This window comes from Sphingosinithalassobacter tenebrarum (genome assembly GCF_011057975.1).
GTDB lineage: Bacteria > Pseudomonadota > Alphaproteobacteria > Sphingomonadales > Sphingomonadaceae > Sphingomonas > Sphingomonas tenebrarum.
Genome location: NZ_CP049109.1, coordinates 2,363,102 through 2,381,149 on the forward strand (window position 1 = coordinate 2,363,102; position 18,048 = coordinate 2,381,149).

Below are 18,048 nucleotides of genomic sequence, written 5' to 3' on the forward strand. Positions count from 1 at the left end.
AAGGAGCCACATGGCCCAGCCCGTCGAGAAACTGTTGCTGTTCGGCGCGACCGGCGACCTTTCGCGCCGCATGCTCATTCCATCGCTCTTCGGCCTTCATTCCGACGGGCTGCTTCCCGATCAACTGACCATCACCGGCACCGCCCGTTCGGAATATGACGATGCGGGCTTTCGCGATTTCGCCGCCGAAGCGCTCGAGGAGTTCGCCCCCGCCGATCGTATGACGGAAGACAATGTCGCGGCGTTCCTCGAGCGGCTGCACTACCATGCGCTCGATGCCTCCTCGCAGCACGGCTATGACGCGCTCGCCGAGGGGCTTGGCGACATTTCGGGCGGCCTCGCCATCTTCCTTTCAACCGCGCCCTGGCTGTTCGGCCCCACCATCAAGGGGCTGCAGGGGGCGGGCCTTGCGACCGACAAGGTCCGTATCGGACTGGAAAAACCGCTCGGCAAGGACTTGCAGACCAGCTGCGAGATCAACGACATCGTCGCCGATGCCTTTCCCGAGGAACGGACCTTCCGCATCGACCATTATCTGGGCAAGGAAACCGTCCAAAACATCCTTGCGCTGCGCTTCGGCAATTCGCTGTTCGAGCCTGTCTGGAACGCGCGCGGGATCGACAATGTCCAGATCACCATTTCGGAAACGGTCGGGCTCGAAGGCCGCGCAGGCTATTATGACGAAGTCGGCGCGCTGCGCGACATGGTGCAGAACCACATGCTCCAGCTCGTCTCGCTGATCGCGATGGAGCCGCCCGCGCATTTCGACGGCACCTCGATCCGCGACGAGAAGGTGAAGGTACTGCGATCGCTGCGCACCATCGCGGCCGAGGATGTCGGTCATCACACCGTGCTCGGCCAATATGGCGCGGGGGCCGTCGCGGGAAAGATCGTGCGCGGCTATGACGAAGAGCTGGAGCAGGTTTCCGACACCGAAACCTTCGTCGCGCTCAAGGCGCATGTCGACAATTGGCGCTGGCAGGGCGTGCCTTTCTATCTGCGCACCGGCAAGCGCATGGCCGAGCGCCGCAGCGAGATCGTCATCCAGTTCAAGCCCGTGCCGCATTCGATTTTCGCCGAACGCGGCGGTATGCTTCAGCCCAATGCACTGGTCATCCGATTGCAGCCGGAGGAATATGTCCGCCTGCTGGTGATGGCCAAGCAGCCCGGCCTCGATCGCGAAGGCATCCGCCTGCGCGAAGTGCCGCTCAACCTCTCGCTCGACACCGAATTCGCGGGGACTCAGCGGCGCATCGCCTATGAACGATTGCTGCTCGACCTGATCGAAGGCGACCCGACACTGTTCGTCCGGCGCGACGAAGTGGAAGCACAATGGGCCTGGATCGATGCGGTCCGCGAAGGCTGGAAAGCCAACGGCGTGAAACCCAAGCCCTATTCCTCGGGAAGCTGGGGCCCGTCGGCGGCGATCGCACTGACCGAACGCGATGGCGTGACCTGGCACGAATGAAGACGCCGCGCCGCAGGGAACCTTGGCGGCGCGCACTGGTAACAACAGGGTATGGGCACTGATCCCGTGCCGATGGAGATTGCATGACCGAGATCGAATGGTGGGAATATGACAATGCCGACGAGATGGCGGGCGAAGTGGCCGGCGATGTCGGTTTCATCATCGAAAGCGCGATCGATACGCGCGGCAATTGCGTGATCGCGTTGCCCGGCGGCAAGACTCCCCTGCCCATCTACGAAAAGCTCGCCGAGAAGAAGATCGACTGGAAGCGCGTTACGATCGTGCCGACCGACGACCGGCTGGTGCCGATGGGCGATGAGCGTTCCAACGTCACGATCATCGGCAAACAGTTCATTCCGCTCGGCGCCCGCGTGATCCCGATCACCAGCGAGGCAGCCGAGGATTACAAGGCAGCGGGGCGCGCCGCCGATGCCCGGCTTCAGGACGTGCACTGGCCGCTCGACCTGTGCCTGCTCGGCGTGGGCGCGGACGGGCATACTGCCTCGATCTTTCCCGGGCCCGATCTGGAAGAAGCGCTGACCGGCCCCAAGGAACGCCGCGCGCTGGGCGTCATGCCCGATCCGCTGCCGCCCGAAGCCCCCGTGCCGCGCGTCACGCTTTCGCTCGAAGCGATCAAGTCGGCCAAGGCGCTGATGATCGCCGTGAGCGGCGCCAAGAAACGCGAGGTTCTGGAAGCCGCGATCGCGGAGGGCGTATCTTCGCCCTACCCCATCGGTCGCGTGCTGGCGGAGGCCGAACTGCCGGTCGACATCCACTGGAGCGCGTGATGCACCCACCTCGCTCCGTTTGGGCTGAGCTTGTCGAAGCCCTGCTCTTTTCTTCTGAGCGTTGCGGGAAGGCAGAACCGCACTTCGACAGGCTCAGTGCGAACGGACGAAAGTAGTCAGAATGGCAACCCTCCACTCCGAAATCGCCGCCGTCACCGATCGCATGATCGAACGTTCGCGCAACGGGCGTCAGGCCTATCTCGACCTGATCCAGCGCGAGCGCGACAGCGGCGCCGATCGCCCCAAGCTGGGCTGCGCCAATCTTGCCCATGCCTATGCCGGCACCGACGAACAGCGCGACAAGCTGCGCGACGGGCGCGGCATGAATATCGGCATCGTCACCGCCTATAACGACATGCTTTCGGCGCATGCGACCTACTATCGCTACCCCGAGCAGATGAAGATCTGGGCGATGGAAGTCGGCGCGACCGCGCAGGTTGCGGGCGGTGTCCCCGCGATGTGCGACGGCGTGACGCAGGGCTATTCGGGCATGGAGCTGTCGCTGTTCAGCCGCGACACGATCGCGATGTCGACCGCCGTGGCGCTGAGCCACCGCACGTTCGAAGGCGCGGCACTGCTCGGCATTTGCGACAAGATCGTGCCGGGGCTGCTGATCGGCGCGCTGCGCTTCGGCCATCTGCCGATGCTGCTCATCCCCGGCGGGCCCATGCATTCGGGCCTCGCCAACAAGGAAAAGGCGCGCGTCCGCGAGCTCTATGCCGAGGGCAAGGCGAGCCGCGAGGAGCTGCTCGACGCCGAAATCGCCGCCTATCACGGCAAGGGGACATGCACTTTCTACGGCACGGCCAATTCGAACCAGATGATGATGGAGGCGATGGGTCTGCATATCCCCGCTTCCGCATTTGCAAACCCGCAGGGCAAGCTGCGCCAGCAGCTGACGCGCGCCGCCGTCCACCGGCTCGCGGAACTGGGCTGGAACGGCAATGATTATCGCCCGCTCGGCCGCTGCGTCGACGAAAAGGCGATCGTCAACGCCGCGATCGCGCTGCTCGCGACCGGTGGATCGACCAATCACCTGATCCATTTGCCCGCAATCGCGCGCGCGGCGGGGATCGTGATCGACTGGGAGGATTTCGACCGGCTCTCGCGTGTTATCCCGCTGCTCACCCGCGTCTATCCCAACGGATCGGCGGACGTGAACGCGTTCGAGGAAGCGGGCGGCCCCGCCTTTGTCATCCGCGAACTGCTGAACGGCGGGCTGATGCATGGCGACGTCCTTACCGTCGCGCCCGGCGGCATGGCCGATTACGGCCGCAAGCCGGCAGTCGAGGACGACACGCTCGTCTGGAACGACCTGCCCGAAAAGAGTGGCGACGACAGCATCGTCCGCACGCTCGACGCGCCCTTTTCGCCCGAGGGCGGCTTCCGCATCCTCGCGGGCAATCTCGGGCGCGGCTGCATCAAGGTCTCGGCAGTCGAGCGCGAACGCTGGATCGTCGAGGCGCCGTGCCGCGTCTTTTCCGACCAGGCCGAAGTGCAGGCGGCGTTCAAGGCCGGCGAGCTGGACAGGGACGTGATCGTCGTCTGCCGCTTTCAGGGGCCCAAGGCGAACGGCATGCCCGAACTGCACAAGCTCACCCCGCCGCTCGGCGTCCTCCAGAATCGCGGATACAAGGTCGCGCTGGTGACCGACGGCCGCATGTCCGGCGCGAGCGGCAAGGTGCCCGCCGCGATCCATGTCACGCCCGAAGGCGTCGCCGGCGGCCCGCTCGCCAAGCTGCGTGACGGCGACATCGTCCGGCTCGATGCCGAAGCAGGCACGCTGGAAGCATTGGTCGACGCCGCCGAGTGGGAAAGCCGCAACCTCGCCCCCGCCCCGCCTCCGGCGATCGGCACGGGCCGCGAACTGTTCGGCATGATGCGGCACCTGGCGGACGAAGCCGAGCGCGGCGCCTCGGCGGTGCTGGCGGGAGCCGGGTTGTAGGATTGGGTAGAATAATCCGTTGGGGCTGAGCCTGTCGAAGCCCTGTCCTTCTTCTTTCGGCCTCGGAAGGAAGAACGGCGCTTCGACAGGCTCAGCGCGAACGGTTCGGAGAGGATCTGGATACGTTGGAAGTCGTAGCAGTCGATATCGGGGGCACCCATGCCCGTTTCGCGATCGCCGAAGTCGAGAACGGCAAGGTCGTTTCGCTTGGCGAGAACGTGAAGCTCAAGACCGCCGAACATGGCAGCCTCCAGCTCGCGTGGCAGGCGTTCGGACGCGCAGTCGGTCGTCCCCTGCCCCGCGCGACGGGAATCGCCGTGGCCTCGCCGATCAAGGGCGACCTGATCAAACTTACCAACAATCCGTGGATCATCCGCCCTTCGCTGGTGAAGGAGCGGCTCGAAGTCGACAGCTATGTGATGGTCAATGATTTCGCCGCGGTCGGCCATGCCGTGGCCCAGCTTCCCGACGATGATTTCGAATATCTCTGCGGCCCCGAAACGCCGCTGCCCACCGAAGGTGCGATCACCGTATGCGGCCCCGGCACCGGCCTCGGCGTCGCGCAGGTCGTCCGCCACGGCAAGGGATATGAGATCATCGCCACCGAAGGCGGTCACACCGATTTCGCCCCGCTCGACGGAATCGAGGACGCGATCGTCAAGCGGCTGCGCAAGACCTATACGCGCGTCTCGGTCGAACGGATCGTGTCGGGGCCGGGCATCGTCGGCATCTATGAAACGCTGGCCGATCTGGAGGGGCATGCCGTCGCCAGCCGCGACGACAAGACGCTGTGGACGATGGCGCTCGAAGGCAAGGACAGCCTCGCCGTCGCCGCGCTCGATCGCTTCTGCCTCAGCCTCGGCGCCGTGGCGGGCGATCTTGCGCTCTCGCACGGGCCGACCGGCGTGGTGATCGCCGGCGGGCTCGGGCTGCGGCTCAAGGACCATCTCGTCAATTCGGGCTTTGCGCAGCGTTTCACTGCCAAGGGGCGCTTCCAGTCGCTGATGGCCTCGATACCGGTCAAGCTGATCACTTATCCCGAGCCGGGCCTCTACGGCGCGGCGGCGGCCTATGCGCAGGAGCACACGCAATGAAACCGATCGAAACGATCATGCGGACGAGCCCGGTGATCCCGGTGCTGGTGATCGAGGACGCAGCTGCTGCCCGCCCGCTCGCCGAGGCGCTGGTGAAGGGCGGGCTCAAGGTACTCGAAGTGACGATGCGCACCGGCGCCGCGATCGAGGCGATGGCGGAAATGAAGAAGGTCGACGGTGCGATCGTCGGCGCCGGCACAGTGATCAACGAGGCGCAGTTTCGGCAGGTGGCGGATGTCGGCGCCGAATTCATCGTCTCGCCGGGGCTCACCGAACGCCTGGCGAAACCGATCCTCGAAGCCGAAATGCCGCTGCTGCCGGGCACCGCCAATGCCTCGGACATCATGCTCGGCCTCGAACTCGGGCTCGAACATTTCAAATTTTTCCCGGCCGAAGCCGCCGGCGGATTGAAGGCGCTCAAGGCGCTCGCCGGCCCCTTCTATCAGGCGAAATTCTGCCCCACCGGCGGCATCAGCGCGGCGACCGCGCCCGAATGGCTCGCGTTCGACCGCGTGCTATGCGTCGGCGGCAGCTGGGTGACGCCCAAGGGCGCGTCGATGGAGGATGTGGAGCGGATTGCACGGGAAGCGGCGGGGCAGAAGGGCTGACAGTCACAGCTTTCGTCACCCTGAGCCTGTTTCAGGGTCCACCGTGCCAAGGGCGCAGTCCTCGCTTGTTGCACCGTGGATGCTGAAACAAGTTCTGCATGACAAAGAAGAAGATTCTGACGCCGCCCCTACATCTCACCCCGCGAACGCCGGATCGCATACCATTTCTGCACATTGGCATTGTGCTGTTCGAGCGTTTCGGAAAACACATGTCCGCCGGTGCCGTCGGCGACGAAATAGAGTGCGTTCGAATCCGCCGGGTCGAGCACAGCGTCGATCGATTCGCGCCCCGGATTGGCGATCGGCCCCGCCGGGAGGCCCGTCATCGTATAGGTGTTGTAATCGTTCTTCGCTTCCAGCTCGGAGCGCAGGATGCGGCGGCCGAGCGGCTTGCCCTTGGTGATGGGATAGATGATCGTCGGATCGGCCTGCAGCATCATTCCGCGCTTGAGGCGGTTCGAATAGACCGCCGCGACTGTCCGCCGTTCCTCGGGCTTGCTCGTTTCCTTCTCGACGATCGAAGCGACGATCAGCGCGTCACGTGGCGTATCAACCGCGATCCCGGGTTTGCGCCGCTCCCATGCCGCGGCGAGATACTCGGCCATCGCCTTCTGCATCCGGTCGACCACACTCTGCCGCGTATCGCCGCGCGTATAGGCATAGCTGTCGGGCAGGATCGTGCCCTCCACCGGAATGTCGATTTCGCCGGTCAGATAGGGCGCCTTCATCAGCGCCTCATGCACAAGCACCGAGGGCATGCCTTCGGGAATGGTGACGAAGCGCTGCAGCGTGTCGCCGCCCTGCATCGTCTTGAGGATGTCGGACTGGCTGAGGTGCGCGGGAAAGCGATATTCGCCAGCCTTGATATGCGCATCGCCGCCGAAGATGCGCGACAGGATGACGAACCAGCGGGCATTGCGGATCGCACCTGCCTCTTCGAGTTGCCCGGCGGCAGTCGAAAGGCTCGCCCCGTTCGGCACGACCACCGTGACATTCTGCTCTGCGGGACCGGCGGCGCCCCAGTCGCGTACGACCCAGACGCCTCCGCCGATCAGTGCGAGGATCACCAGCAGGCCGAAACAACCGAAAAGCCGACGCATATTCAGCCCCTTTCCGGCCTGTCCCGTGTGATCAGACCGCCGCCATCACCAGCGAGGCATTGGTGCCGCCGAAGCCGAAGCTGTTGTTGAGCACCGCCTTCACCTTGCGTTCCTTCGCCTTGTGCGGGACGAGATCGACGCCCGCGCAATTCTCGCTCGGATTGTCGAGGTTGAGCGTCGGCGGAACGATCTGGTCGCGCATCGCGAGAATGCAGAAAATGCTCTCGACCGCGCCCGCGCCGCCGAGAAGGTGCCCGATCGCCGACTTGGTCGAACTCATCGACATGCCCGAAATCTCGTCCCCGAACAGCCGGCGCACCGCGCCCAGCTCGAGCTCGTCACCGAGCGGCGTCGAAGTGCCGTGCGCGTTGACATAGTCGATGTCGGAAAGGCTCAGCCCCGACTTCTTCATCGCCATCTGCATCGAACGGAACGCACCCGATCCTTCGGGATGCGGCGCGGTAACGTGATAGGCATCGCCCGACAGGCCATAGCCGAGCACTTCGGCATAGATCGTCGCGCCGCGCGCCTTGGCCCGCTCATATTCCTCGAGAACGACCACGCCTGCGCCTTCGCCCATGACGAAACCGTCGCGGCCCTCGTCCCAGGGGCGGCTGGCCTTGGTGGGATCATCGCGGAATCCGGTGGAAAGCGCGCGCGCCTGACCAAAACCGGCAATGCCGATCGGGCAGATGGTGCTTTCTGCCCCGCCCGCGAGCATCACATCGGCATCGTCCATCGCGATCATCCGCGCGGCGTCGCCGATCGAATGGGCGCCGGTCGAACACGCCGTCACGACCGCATGATTGGGGCCCATCAGGCCGTATTTGATCGAAACCTGGCCCGAGATCAGGTTGATCAGACGGCCGTGAACGAAGTGCGGCGAAACCCGCTTGGGACCCTTGTGCTCGAGAACCAGCGACTCGCTTTCGATCCCCGGCAGTCCGCCGATGCCCGAACCGATCGAGCAGCCCGCGCGGAAACGCTCTTCCTCGGTCATGTCGAGCAGGCCGGCATCCTCGATCGCCTGGCCCGCGGCATCGATGCCGTAGACGATGAAGGGATCGACCTGACGCTGAATCTTGTGATCGACACGCTTGCCCGCATCGAAGCCATATTCATGGTCGGCCGGCTTCACTTCACAGGCATAGTTGCTGTGAAAATCGGTGGCGTCGAACCGGGTGATCGTCCCCGCACCGGATTTGGCGGCGGTGATATTCTTCCAGCTGGTTTCGACATCACCCCCCAGCGGAGTGACGAGTCCCAGGCCGGTCACGACTACGCGACGCATGATCCTTCTCCGTACTTCATTCAATGCGACTCAGCGCAAAACGGCTCCCCGCCCCCGTAGTTTCAACCCCGGGACGGGAAGCCGCGCGTGCTGTTCCGACCTTGGGCATGCGGAAAGCTCCGCAGCGCAGGTTCAGCCCTGATGTTCGTCGATATAGGTGATCGCGTCCTTGACGGTCGTGATCTTCTCTGCAGCGTCATCGGGGATCTCGACGCCGAATTCTTCTTCGAAAGCCATGACGAGTTCAACGATGTCGAGGCTGTCGGCGCCCAGATCGTCGATGAAGCTGGCTTCCGGCGTGACGTCCGATTCCTGGACGCCGAGATGCTCGCTGACGATCTTGGTCACACGATCCGCGGTGCTCATGATCCCTGTATTCCTCTTCTATGGCTCTGGGTCAAAATTTCGATCCACGCACCTAGAGCGCTGTCGATGCGCTGGCAAGTGTTCCGGCGCGCATTTTCCCGGCGCCGGAGGAACCCTGCTCAGTATGCGTCAATCGCTTGATTGACGATGATCGTTCCGGCCAGCCCCTGTGCAAGCGCCGAAGCGATTTCCTGCGAAGCATCCGGTTCGGCCGCGCCCAGCGTGGCCCCCTGGGCATCGATGGCTTCGATCGCGGCCGTCAGCGCCGCCGCGCTGATCGATCCCTGGTTCATCAGCAGGTCGCGATCCTCCTGGGGCATCGCTTCCACGGCAGCGATGAAATAATGCCATTCGACGCCATAGTCGCGCAGCTTGTAGGCGGCGTTGCCGCGCAGCGTGCTGCCACGAAAATAGTTGACCGCCACCGCCTGCCGCGCATCGCCCCAGCCAAAGCGGCCGCGACAATTGGCGATCGCGCGGCTGACTGCGTTATACGCGCTTTTCTCTTCGTTGTTTTCGGCCTCAAAGCCCTTGAGTACCAGCGCGGTCAGCACGTCGCGGTCCACGGTACGCGGCACGGCGCCGCCGATACACCCGACCGGGCCGTCCTTTCGCGCCTCGGCCTCGGTCGCCTGGCGGGCGGTATCGGCATCCTGGGCGAATGCAGGCGAAGTCGCGGTCATCAGCGCCGCTGCGGTGATCATGAGGAAACGCATGACAATCTCTCTCCGAATTTCAGTCCTGATTGGGCAACATGACGATCAGTGCCCACGATAGGCCTGTTCCGCCTGATTCGTCGCGAGTTCTCCGATCAGGCCCTGCCCGATCGCCTGGCCGATGCGCTGAAGCTCCTCGCCCTGCGGCGCGCCGAAGGCCGCGCCCTGCGATTCCAGCGCACGCGCCGCGGCGGTCATCGCCGATCCGCTGGTAACGGCTTCGTCGATCAGTCGCTGGCGATCGGCATCGGAAAGCGCCTCGAGCGCAGCTTCGAACTGATCGACGGTAACGCCATAATCGACGAGACGGCTCGCCGCCTGCTCGCGAATCAAACCGCCCCGAAAATAGGCAAGCGCCGCGTTCTGGCGCGCATCGCCCCATCCGAACCGGCCGCGGCAGGATTGCAGTGCGGCGCCGACTGCGCGCATCGCACGCTGCTCCTCGTCTGTTTCCGGCGTGAAATTCTTCCGAACGAGCGCGAACAGCGCGTCGCGATCGGTACTCGGCGGAATGCTGGCGCCAACGCACGACACCGGAGTCAACGCACCGATACGCCCGGTCGCGTCGCCAACCGATTCGCCGATCGTTTCACGCACCTGCGTATCCGACTGCGCGAGCGCAGGCGCAGAAGAAAAGGCGCACAGAGTCGCCGCGAAAAGAAGCGCGTTGCGCATGAGAAACCGAATCTCCGAGAACAACTGAACCTAAATCTAGATCAGCAATCAGATCATTGCCATCCCGCCGTTCACGTGCAGCGTCTGTCCGGTGACATATCCGGCTTCGCGGCTGGCGAGATAGACGACCGCCGCGCCGATATCCTCGCCCTCGCCCAGCTTGCCGGCGGGAATTTTGGTCAGCAGCGCTTCCTTCTGCGCATCGGGCAGCACGTCGGTCATCGCCGAACGGATGAAACCCGGCGCGACGCAGTTCACGGTGATCCCGCGCGACGCCAGCTCCTGTGCCAGCGCCTTGGACATGCCGACAAGGCCCGCCTTGGACGCGGCATAATTGGCCTGGCCGGGATTTCCGGTCGTGCCGACGACCGACGTGATCGAGATGATGCGGCCATGCCGCGCCTTCATCATCGGCTTGGCGGCGGCGCGCGCCAGACGGAAAGCGGCTTCGAGATTGACGCGGATCACCTGATCCCACTCGTCGTCCTTCATCCGCATCGCCAGATTGTCGCGCGTCACGCCGGCGTTGTTGACGAGGATGTCGATCTTGCCGAGCGCCTCCACTGCCTGCGGCACGAGCGCATCGACCGCCGCGGGATCCGAAAGGTTGCACGGGAGCGCGACATGATCGCCGCCCAGTTCGGCCTTGAATGCCTCCAGCTTCTCGACATTCGAACCCGAGAGCGCGAGCCGGGCCCCCTGCGCCGCCAGTGCCTTCGCGATCGCCGAACCGATGCCGCCGCTGGCGCCGGTCACAAGGGCAGTCATACCGGTGAGATCAAACATCACGCTCTCCTTCAATTGCTGTTCAAAGCGACTTCATCAGCGCTTCAATGTCATCCATCGAGGTTACGCTCGTCGCCGTCGCGTCAGGCGCGATGCGCTTGACCATGCCGGTCAGCACCTTGCCGCCCAGCTCGACGAATTCAGTGACGCCCGCCGCCGCCATCGCAGCGACCGATTCGCGCCAGCGCACCATGCCGGTCACCTGATCGACCAGCAGGCCGCGGATCGTGTCGGCATCGGCGACCGGCGCGGCGGTGACATTGGCATAGACCGGGAGCAGCGGCGCCTGAATCGCCGCGTCCGCCAGCGCCGCCGCCATCGCGTCGGCGGCGGGCTGCATCAGCGGGCAATGGAACGGTGCCGATACCGGCAGCAGCACGCCGCGCTTGGCGCCCATGTCCTTCGCCATAGCCACGGCGCGTTCGATCGCCTCGCGATGCCCCGAAATCACCACCTGGGTCGGATCATTGTCATTGGCGACCGTGCAGACCTGCCCTTCGGCCGCGGCCTCCGCGATCCTGCCCGCCTTTTCGATATCGGCGCCGAGCAGCGCCGCCATCGCGCCGACACCCACCGGAACGGCGGCCTGCATCGCTTCGCCGCGCAGCCGCAGCAGCTTCGCCGCCTCGCCGAGTCCGAACGCTTCCGCCGCGCACAGCGCGCTATATTCGCCCAGGCTGTGGCCGGCGACGAAATCGCCCTTGTCGGCCAGCGAAAAGCCACCTTCGCGCTGCATCACGCGCAGTACCGCGATCGAATTGGCCATGATCGCGGGCTGGGCATTGGCAGTGAGCGTGAGTGTTTCCTCGGGCCCTTCTGCCATGATCCTGGAAAGCTTTTCGCCGAGCGCGTCGTCGACTTCCTCGAACACTTCGCGCGCCGCACCGCTGGCTGCCGTCAGGGCGGTCCCCATACCGACGGCCTGGCTGCCCTGCCCGGGAAAGATGAACGCGCGCATATGATGTCTCCTCGGCTCCTTGAAGCGCCGGGCGCTTAGAACCGTTCCACTGCGCGATGCAAGCTGCCGGGGAACCGATGCGACACAAACCGCTTATTGGAGCATCGTAACACCGGTGTTATGGTTAACGGCCGTAAAGGGAGGAGATTGCGATGTTCCGGCTTTCGATCTGCGGACTGATTGCGCTGGCCGCAACACTCTCCGCCGCAAAGGCGCAACAAGTGCAGCAGGTGCAGCCGATAGGTCTGCCGGTCAGCCAGCCCGGCGAGGGCCTTCCCGCGGACTTCGAAGGCAAGGTCCATTATTTCGGCAATCACAGCGGCGACATTTCGGTGCTGCGCAGCACCGGAGATCAACCGCGCAGGCGAAACACCGACTGCCCCCGCCCCGATCAGGGCTGTCCTGACCCCGTGGGCGGCAGCCTCGAAGTGACGCTCGAGTTCGAAGGCGAAGTGGTGCGCGGCGAATTTCGCGGCACCGGCGGGCTGCGCGACAGCCGCCTCGTCGGTCGGCGTCAGGGCGCGGAATGCCGCCTGTTCGACATTACCGACGGTTCGGTCTGGTCGGGGCGTTGCGACAGCGAGGCCTTTGTCGGCAGCGTGCAGAGCGTACCCAATGCCGCCATCCAGATTCATCTCGCATTCGAAGCGGTTGGTACTCGCACGGTCGACTATGCCGAGCGCGAGCGACTGCGCCGCGAAGCCATTTTGATGCGCCGCCGCATCGCACTGCTCGAATCGCAACTCGACGGGAACGGCCCGATCGAAACACGCTTCGAGGCCGCAATCGAGCTCGATTCGCTCAGCTGGGAATATGACGAGTATATTCCCGGCAGCCTGACCGCAGTCGATCGCGGTCGCGAGCGCGACGACCGCTATCAGATCTATGGCGAATTCGCGCTTACCGACGGCGGAACCGGCTGGGCGCGCGCCGATGTCGACCACGACGCGATCGTCTGCATCGAATTCTGGGACATCCCCGGCTATTGCCGCCCGATCGTCCGTCCGGTGCCGCCCGAAATTCCCGAACCCTATGACCCGCGCGGCGAAAGCGGCGCTTCGCTGATCCCGCGCCAGGGCGAGACCGTGCAGCAGCCCGCCGCCTGATTCGGCGCTTCCGCTTGCATTTCAGGGTGTGGCGCAGTAAGCGCCCGCCTTCACTCGACCGGATTCGCATCGCGCGAGCCGGACCTGTGTCATTTTGAGACGATAGCCGGAGGGGCGACCGCATGGGGCGGCGTCAGCGATCGGCCAACAGAAGAGAGACGAACATGGCTCTGTACGAGCATGTGTTCCTTGCGCGCCAGGATCTGGCCCAGGCGCAAGTGGACGCACTGGCGGAAGCCGCCACCAAGATCATCGAGGACAATGACGGCAAGGTCACCAAGACGGAGACCTGGGGTCTGCGCAGCCTCGCCTATCGCATCGCGAAGAACCGCAAGGCGCATTACGTGATGCTCGAAATCGACGGTCCGACGACGCTCGTCGCCGAGCTGGAGCGCCAGACCGCGATCAACGAAGACGTCATCCGCTACATGACCATTCGTGTCGACGAACATGAAGAAGGTCCGTCGGTGATGATGCGCAAGGGCGATCGCGATCGTCGTGGCGGTGGCGGCCGGGGCCGCGATCGCGACAACAGCAACAACAACAGCGACAACTGAGGAGTAGCAGATCATGGCACGACCGTTTTTCCGTCGCCGCAAGAGCTGCCCCTTCTCGGGCAAGGACGCTCCCAAGATCGATTACAAGGACGTTCGCCTGCTTCAGGGCTTCGTCTCCGAACGCGGCAAGATCGTTCCGTCGCGCATCACTTCGGTGAGCGCCAAGAAGCAGCGCGAACTGGCCCAGGCCATCAAGCGCGCGCGCCATCTGGGCCTGCTGCCCTACATCGTGAAGTAAGGAGCGGATTTCATGGAAATCATTCTGCTCGAACGCGTCGAAAAGCTCGGCGCCATCGGTGATGTCGTCACCGTCCGTGACGGTTTCGCGCGCAATTTCCTGCTGCCGAACAAGAAGGCGCTGCGCGCCAACGAAGCCAACCGCAAGATTTTCGAAGCCAATCGCGAGCGCATCGAGGCGGAAAACGCCGCCAAGCGCACCGAGGCCGAGAAGGAAGCCGGTTCGCTCGACGGTGTTCAGGTCACGCTGATCCGTCAGTCGTCGAACACCGGCCAGCTTTACGGTTCGGTCGCAGTTCGCGACATCGTCGAAGCGCTGACGGAGGAAGGCCACAAGGTCCACAAGTCGCAGGTCGTTCTCGCGCGCCCGATCAAGACGCTCGGCGTTCACGAAGTGAAGGTCGCGCTGCACCCGGAAGTTTCGGTGACGGTGACCGCCAACGTCGCCCGTTCGCCGGAAGAAGCCGAGATGCAGGCGCAGGGCGTCGACGTGATGGCCGCGATGTTCGAGGAAAACCGCGAGGAAGCAGGCTTCACCGAAGATCGTGATCCGAACCTCGAAGTCGGAGAAATCGCCAGCGAATCGCCGGAAGGCGAAACGCCTGCCGAAGAAGAGACGACCGAGGGCTGATCGCCCGACACCGCCAAACAGAAAGGGCCGCCCGGTTGCGCCGGGCGGCCCTTTTCGTCTGGTATAATGGTTCCGGGTTCAGGGGCAGGCGACGCAGGCGCTCACCACCGCCACGAGCGGGATAAGCGCGAATACCACGGGCGCAATCTTGTTCATCAACGAGGTGCCTTCCTTCCTGTTCGGGGTATTAACCACCGGGAAGGATGAAAGGTTGCGCATCAGCAGCGCACCATGCCCTGCGGGATGCCGCGATCAATCCGGCGAGGGCGTGAAGGTGACGGTATGACTGCGTCGCGAAACCATCGTGAAGCGATGGTTCTTCTGCTGCCAGCTGCATCCGCCCGAACCGCAATAGCCGCCCGCTCCCGCCATCACATCCCAGCAGCCGGGGCCGACATTGAACGACACGGCGCCACCATTGGGAATCGGATTGCTGATCCGGCTCAGGCCGTGGCTCATCGCGTCGCATCGCGAGATGGTAAGCGCGGTGATCGGCATACCGGCATTGTTGCGCACGACCAGCCTTCCGGGAACCTCGCCTTCGCGCACCAGCTTGCCGCCGGTCAGCGTGGCGCACCCGGCAAGCGGAAGCAGTATTGCCAGCGCGAATGCGATCGAACGTCGTGGTGTCATCGAATCCCCCCCGTTTCGCCATATCTGCTGAAACAGGAAGCTATGCGGCGGCACAGGGCCCGACAATTTACAATCGCTGTTAGCTTTCGGCGCCCGGTCTACTTCCGCCCGAACAGTTTTTCTATGTCGCCATGCGCCAGCTTCACCCAGGTCGGGCGGCCGTGATTGCACTGCCCAGAATGCGGGGTGACTTCCATCTCGCGCAGCAGCGCGTTCATTTCGGCCACGCTCAGCACCCGTCCCGCGCGCACCGATCCGTGGCACGCCATCGTCGCGGCGACATGATCGATCCGCTCCTTGAGGCTCAATGCCTCGTCAAAGCCGGCAAGCTCGTCGGCAAGATCGGCAACCAGGCCGCTCGGATCACCACCACCGAGTACCGCCGGCACCGCCCGGACGATCACCGCGCGCGGACCGAACCGGTCAAGTTCGAGCCCGAAGGCGGCCAGTTCCCCTGCCCGCTCCTCGAGCCGGTCGCACGCGGTCTCGTCGAGCTCGACCACTTCGGGCATCAACAGCCGCTGGCTCGATACGCCGCCATCACCCATCGCGCGCCGCATCCGTTCGAGCACGAGGCGTTCATGCGCCGCGTGCTGATCGACAATCACCAGCCCGTCCTCGGCCTCGGCGACGATATAGGTCTTCGAGACCTGCCCCCGCGCGACGCCGAGCGGATATTGCACACCTTGCGGTACCGGCTCTGCCGCCACCTCGGCGCGCGCCTGTGGCAAGGGCGGGGCGATAAAGGACGGCCGGCGATCGCCGACATGCGCGGGCGCCGGTGCCGCGGGGGGTCGATCGCGATCCCATAATGTCGCGTCGGGCGGCGGCGGCGCGACGGATTCGCGCTGCCACATGCCAAGCGCGGCATCATCAGGGCGCTGCACGGCCCGATGCCCGGCGGCATCCAGCGCGCGGCGCAGCCCGCTGACGATCATCCCGCGGACCAGCTGCGGATCACGGAAGCGCACTTCGGTCTTGGCGGGGTGGACGTTCACATCGACAACGTCGGGCGGCACGTCGAGGAACAGCGCGACCACCGGATGGCGGTCCCTTGCCAGCATCTCGGCATAAGCGCCACGCACCGCGCCGGTGAGCAACCGATCCTTCACCGGCCGGCCATTGACGAACAGATACTGGTGATCCGCGATACCGCGATTGAACGTCGGCAGTCCGGCGACACCGCCGAGAATCAGTCCCTCGCGCTCGAAGTCGATTGCCACGCTGTTTTCCGCAAGCGCGCGATCGGTCAGCGCGGCGACTCGCTGCGGCCTGGTTTCCCCCGGCTGCACCGAAAGCCCGCGCCGCCCGTCATGCTCGAGCGAAAAGCCGATATCGGGCCGCGCCATCGCCAGCCGCCGGACGGCATCGAGGCAGGCGGCATATTCGGACCGCGCTGTCCGTAGGAACTTGCGCCGTGCCGGCACCCGCCCGAACAGCTGTTCGACACGAACGCGCGTACCGGGTGGGAGCGCGGCGGGCCCTTCCGATTCGAGGGCGCCGTTATCGACGATTCGCGACCAGCCGTCGGCGCCGCGCACCCGGCTTTCCAGCGTGAGCCGAGCGACACTGGCGATCGAAGGCAGCGCCTCGCCGCGAAAGCCGAGCGTCTCCACCGATTCGATCGCGTCGTCAGGCAATTTCGAGGTCGCATGCCGCTCCAGGGCAAGCGTCATCTCGGCAGGCGTCATGCCGCAACCGTCATCCGTCACTTCGATACTGTCGGTGCCGCCCGCCGCGATCCGCACCGCGATTCGACTCGCGCCGGCATCGATGGCATTTTCGACGAGTTCCTTGAGCGCGCTGGCTGGTCTTTCGACCACTTCACCTGCGGCGATCCGGTTGACAAGATGTTCTGGTAAGCGGCGTATTGACATGGGTGTCGCTCTAGCCCAAGCGGCGGCATCCCGCGACCCGCAACCGCCAGCAATCCGAAGCCGGAATCAAATCCGTACCGGACGGTCGAGGGAAGATATAAGTGCGACACGCCGCGCATGGGCCGGGCGCGGCATAGACGGATCATTCGATGATTTTTTCCCGCTTCTTCAAATTCATGTCCCATGACATGGCCATCGATCTCGGAACCGCGAACACGGTGGTCTATCTGCGCGGCCGCGGCGTGGTGCTCAACGAGCCGTCGGTAGTCGCGGTCGAAACGCTGAACGGCGTCAAGAAGGTCAAGGCCGTCGGCGACGATGCCAAGCTGATGATGGGCAAGACTCCGGGATCGATCGAAGCGATTCGTCCGCTGCGCGACGGCGTGATTGCCGAAATCGAAGTCGCCGAGAAGATGATCGAGCATTTCATCCGCAAGGTGCATGGCGGCCGCAAATCGGCGTTCCGCTGGCCGCAGATCGTGATCTGCGTTCCTTCGGGCTCGACGTCGGTGGAACGCCGCGCGATTCGCGACGCCGCCTCCAACGCCGGAGCGAGCCAGGTCTGGCTGATCGAGGAACCGATGGCCGCCGCGATCGGCGCCGAAATGCCCGTTACCGAACCGATCGGCAGCATGGTGGTCGATATCGGCGGCGGCACTACCGAAGTCGCGGTGCTCTCGCTGCGCGGCCTTGCCTATTCGACGTCGGTCCGCGTCGGGGGCGACAAGATGGACGAAGCGATTGTCTCCTATGTCCGCCGCAACCACAACCTGCTGATCGGCGAATCGACCGCAGAGCGGATCAAGCAGGAAGTCGGCGTCGCCAAGCCGCCGGCCGACGGCATCGGCCAGTCGATTCACATCAAGGGCCGCGATCTCGTCAACGGCGTGCCCAAGGAAATCCAGATCAACCAGGGCCAGATCGCCGAAGCGCTGAGCGAACCGGTCGGCACCATCGTCGAAGGCGTGCGCATCGCGCTGGAAAACACCGCGCCCGAGCTCGCCGCCGACATCGTCGATCAGGGCATCGTCCTGACCGGCGGCGGCGCCCTGCTCTCTGGCATCGACGAAGTGCTTCGCGACGAGACCGGGCTGCCGGTTACTGTTGCCGAAGACCCGCTCACCTGCGTCGCGCTGGGCACCGGCAGGGCACTGGAAGATCCGGTGTTCCGCGGCGTTCTGCTGACCGTCTGAGCAGGAAGGGGTCGGGGGA

General features: G+C 64.6%; 20 protein-coding genes. 10 read left to right on the top strand and 10 right to left on the bottom strand.

Features of this window, described 5'->3' with window-relative positions:
- Window positions 1-10: 10 nt before the first annotated feature.
- From zwf to eda, 5 genes are all read left to right on the top strand, one after another.
- On the top strand, window positions 11-1,468 hold the full coding sequence (gene zwf, locus G5C33_RS11660) for a glucose-6-phosphate dehydrogenase (protein WP_165327369.1): 1,458 nt from the start codon (window positions 11-13) through the stop codon (window positions 1,466-1,468).
- Between the two features lie 83 nt (window positions 1,469-1,551).
- Window positions 1,552-2,256, top strand: coding sequence for a 6-phosphogluconolactonase (gene pgl / locus G5C33_RS11665; protein WP_165327370.1), 705 nt, complete (start codon window positions 1,552-1,554; stop codon window positions 2,254-2,256).
- A 121-nt stretch (window positions 2,257-2,377) separates the two neighbouring features.
- A complete protein-coding gene (gene edd / locus G5C33_RS11670) occupies window positions 2,378-4,201 on the top strand; it encodes a phosphogluconate dehydratase (protein WP_165327371.1) in 1,824 nt (607 codons plus the stop codon).
- 125 nt (window positions 4,202-4,326) lie between these two features.
- Entirely contained in the window at window positions 4,327-5,295 is a 969-nt protein-coding gene (gene glk, locus G5C33_RS11675) for a glucokinase (RefSeq protein WP_165327372.1), read from the top strand.
- The gene (gene eda, locus G5C33_RS11680; protein ID WP_165327373.1) at window positions 5,292-5,903 is read left to right on the top strand and encodes a bifunctional 4-hydroxy-2-oxoglutarate aldolase/2-dehydro-3-deoxy-phosphogluconate aldolase; all 612 of its coding nucleotides are present in this window, start codon (window positions 5,292-5,294) and stop codon (window positions 5,901-5,903) included. Before glk ends, eda begins: the two co-directional genes overlap by 4 nt.
- Before the next feature lie 128 nt (window positions 5,904-6,031).
- Here the strand turns inward: eda and mltG are convergent, their stop codons facing one another.
- The 7 genes from mltG to fabD all read right to left on the bottom strand — a co-directional run bounded on the left by mltG (window position 6,032) and on the right by fabD (window position 11,795).
- Window positions 6,032-7,003, bottom strand: coding sequence for an endolytic transglycosylase MltG (gene mltG, locus G5C33_RS11685; RefSeq protein ID WP_165327374.1), 972 nt, complete (start codon window positions 7,001-7,003; stop codon window positions 6,032-6,034).
- Window positions 7,004-7,034: 31 nt separating this feature from the next.
- Window positions 7,035-8,294, bottom strand: a complete 1,260-nt coding sequence (fabF, locus tag G5C33_RS11690) for a beta-ketoacyl-ACP synthase II (RefSeq protein WP_165327375.1) — start codon at window positions 8,292-8,294, stop codon at window positions 7,035-7,037.
- Between the two features lie 132 nt (window positions 8,295-8,426).
- The gene (locus G5C33_RS11695; protein ID WP_193504354.1) at window positions 8,427-8,660 is read right to left on the bottom strand and encodes an acyl carrier protein; all 234 of its coding nucleotides are present in this window, start codon (window positions 8,658-8,660) and stop codon (window positions 8,427-8,429) included.
- A 119-nt stretch (window positions 8,661-8,779) separates the two neighbouring features.
- Window positions 8,780-9,376 (bottom strand): hypothetical protein, encoded by a 597-nt coding sequence (locus tag G5C33_RS11700; RefSeq protein ID WP_165327376.1) that lies wholly within the window; start codon window positions 9,374-9,376, stop codon window positions 8,780-8,782.
- A gap of 45 nt (window positions 9,377-9,421) precedes the next feature.
- Window positions 9,422-10,051: a hypothetical protein gene (locus G5C33_RS11705; RefSeq protein ID WP_165327377.1), complete on the bottom strand. Its 630-nt coding sequence runs from the start codon at window positions 10,049-10,051 to the stop codon at window positions 9,422-9,424.
- Between the two features lie 48 nt (window positions 10,052-10,099).
- Window positions 10,100-10,837, bottom strand: a complete 738-nt coding sequence (fabG, locus tag G5C33_RS11710) for a 3-oxoacyl-[acyl-carrier-protein] reductase (RefSeq protein ID WP_165327378.1) — start codon at window positions 10,835-10,837, stop codon at window positions 10,100-10,102.
- Window positions 10,838-10,859: 22 nt separating this feature from the next.
- Entirely contained in the window at window positions 10,860-11,795 is a 936-nt protein-coding gene (gene fabD, locus G5C33_RS11715) for an ACP S-malonyltransferase (RefSeq protein ID WP_165327379.1), read from the bottom strand.
- 152 nt (window positions 11,796-11,947) lie between these two features.
- Between fabD and G5C33_RS11720 the strand changes: the two genes are divergently transcribed.
- The 4 genes from G5C33_RS11720 to rplI all read left to right on the top strand — a co-directional run bounded on the left by G5C33_RS11720 (window position 11,948) and on the right by rplI (window position 14,326).
- The gene (locus G5C33_RS11720) at window positions 11,948-12,901 is read left to right on the top strand and encodes a hypothetical protein (RefSeq protein WP_165327380.1); all 954 of its coding nucleotides are present in this window, start codon (window positions 11,948-11,950) and stop codon (window positions 12,899-12,901) included.
- 164 nt (window positions 12,902-13,065) lie between these two features.
- Entirely contained in the window at window positions 13,066-13,458 is a 393-nt protein-coding gene (rpsF, locus tag G5C33_RS11725; protein WP_165327381.1) for a 30S ribosomal protein S6, read from the top strand.
- A gap of 13 nt (window positions 13,459-13,471) precedes the next feature.
- The gene (gene rpsR / locus G5C33_RS11730) at window positions 13,472-13,696 is read left to right on the top strand and encodes a 30S ribosomal protein S18 (protein ID WP_109806803.1); all 225 of its coding nucleotides are present in this window, start codon (window positions 13,472-13,474) and stop codon (window positions 13,694-13,696) included.
- A gap of 12 nt (window positions 13,697-13,708) precedes the next feature.
- Complete coding sequence (gene rplI, locus G5C33_RS11735; protein ID WP_165327382.1) at window positions 13,709-14,326, top strand: 50S ribosomal protein L9; 618 nt, start codon at window positions 13,709-13,711, stop codon at window positions 14,324-14,326.
- A 78-nt stretch (window positions 14,327-14,404) separates the two neighbouring features.
- Here rplI and G5C33_RS11740 read toward each other — a convergent pair whose 3' ends face one another.
- The 3 genes from G5C33_RS11740 to mutL form a co-directional block, all read right to left on the bottom strand.
- Complete coding sequence (locus tag G5C33_RS11740) at window positions 14,405-14,545, bottom strand: hypothetical protein (RefSeq protein WP_165327383.1); 141 nt, start codon at window positions 14,543-14,545, stop codon at window positions 14,405-14,407.
- A gap of 33 nt (window positions 14,546-14,578) precedes the next feature.
- Entirely contained in the window at window positions 14,579-14,959 is a 381-nt protein-coding gene (locus G5C33_RS11745) for a hypothetical protein (RefSeq protein ID WP_165327384.1), read from the bottom strand.
- Between the two features lie 98 nt (window positions 14,960-15,057).
- Window positions 15,058-16,836 carry a DNA mismatch repair endonuclease MutL gene (gene mutL, locus G5C33_RS11750; RefSeq protein ID WP_165327385.1) on the bottom strand — a complete coding sequence of 593 codons (1,779 nt, stop codon included), beginning with the start codon at window positions 16,834-16,836 and terminating at the stop codon, window positions 15,058-15,060.
- A gap of 149 nt (window positions 16,837-16,985) precedes the next feature.
- Between mutL and G5C33_RS11755 the strand changes: the two genes are divergently transcribed.
- A complete protein-coding gene (locus G5C33_RS11755) occupies window positions 16,986-18,029 on the top strand; it encodes a rod shape-determining protein (RefSeq protein WP_165327386.1) in 1,044 nt (347 codons plus the stop codon).
- Window positions 18,030-18,048: the final 19 nt, after the last annotated feature.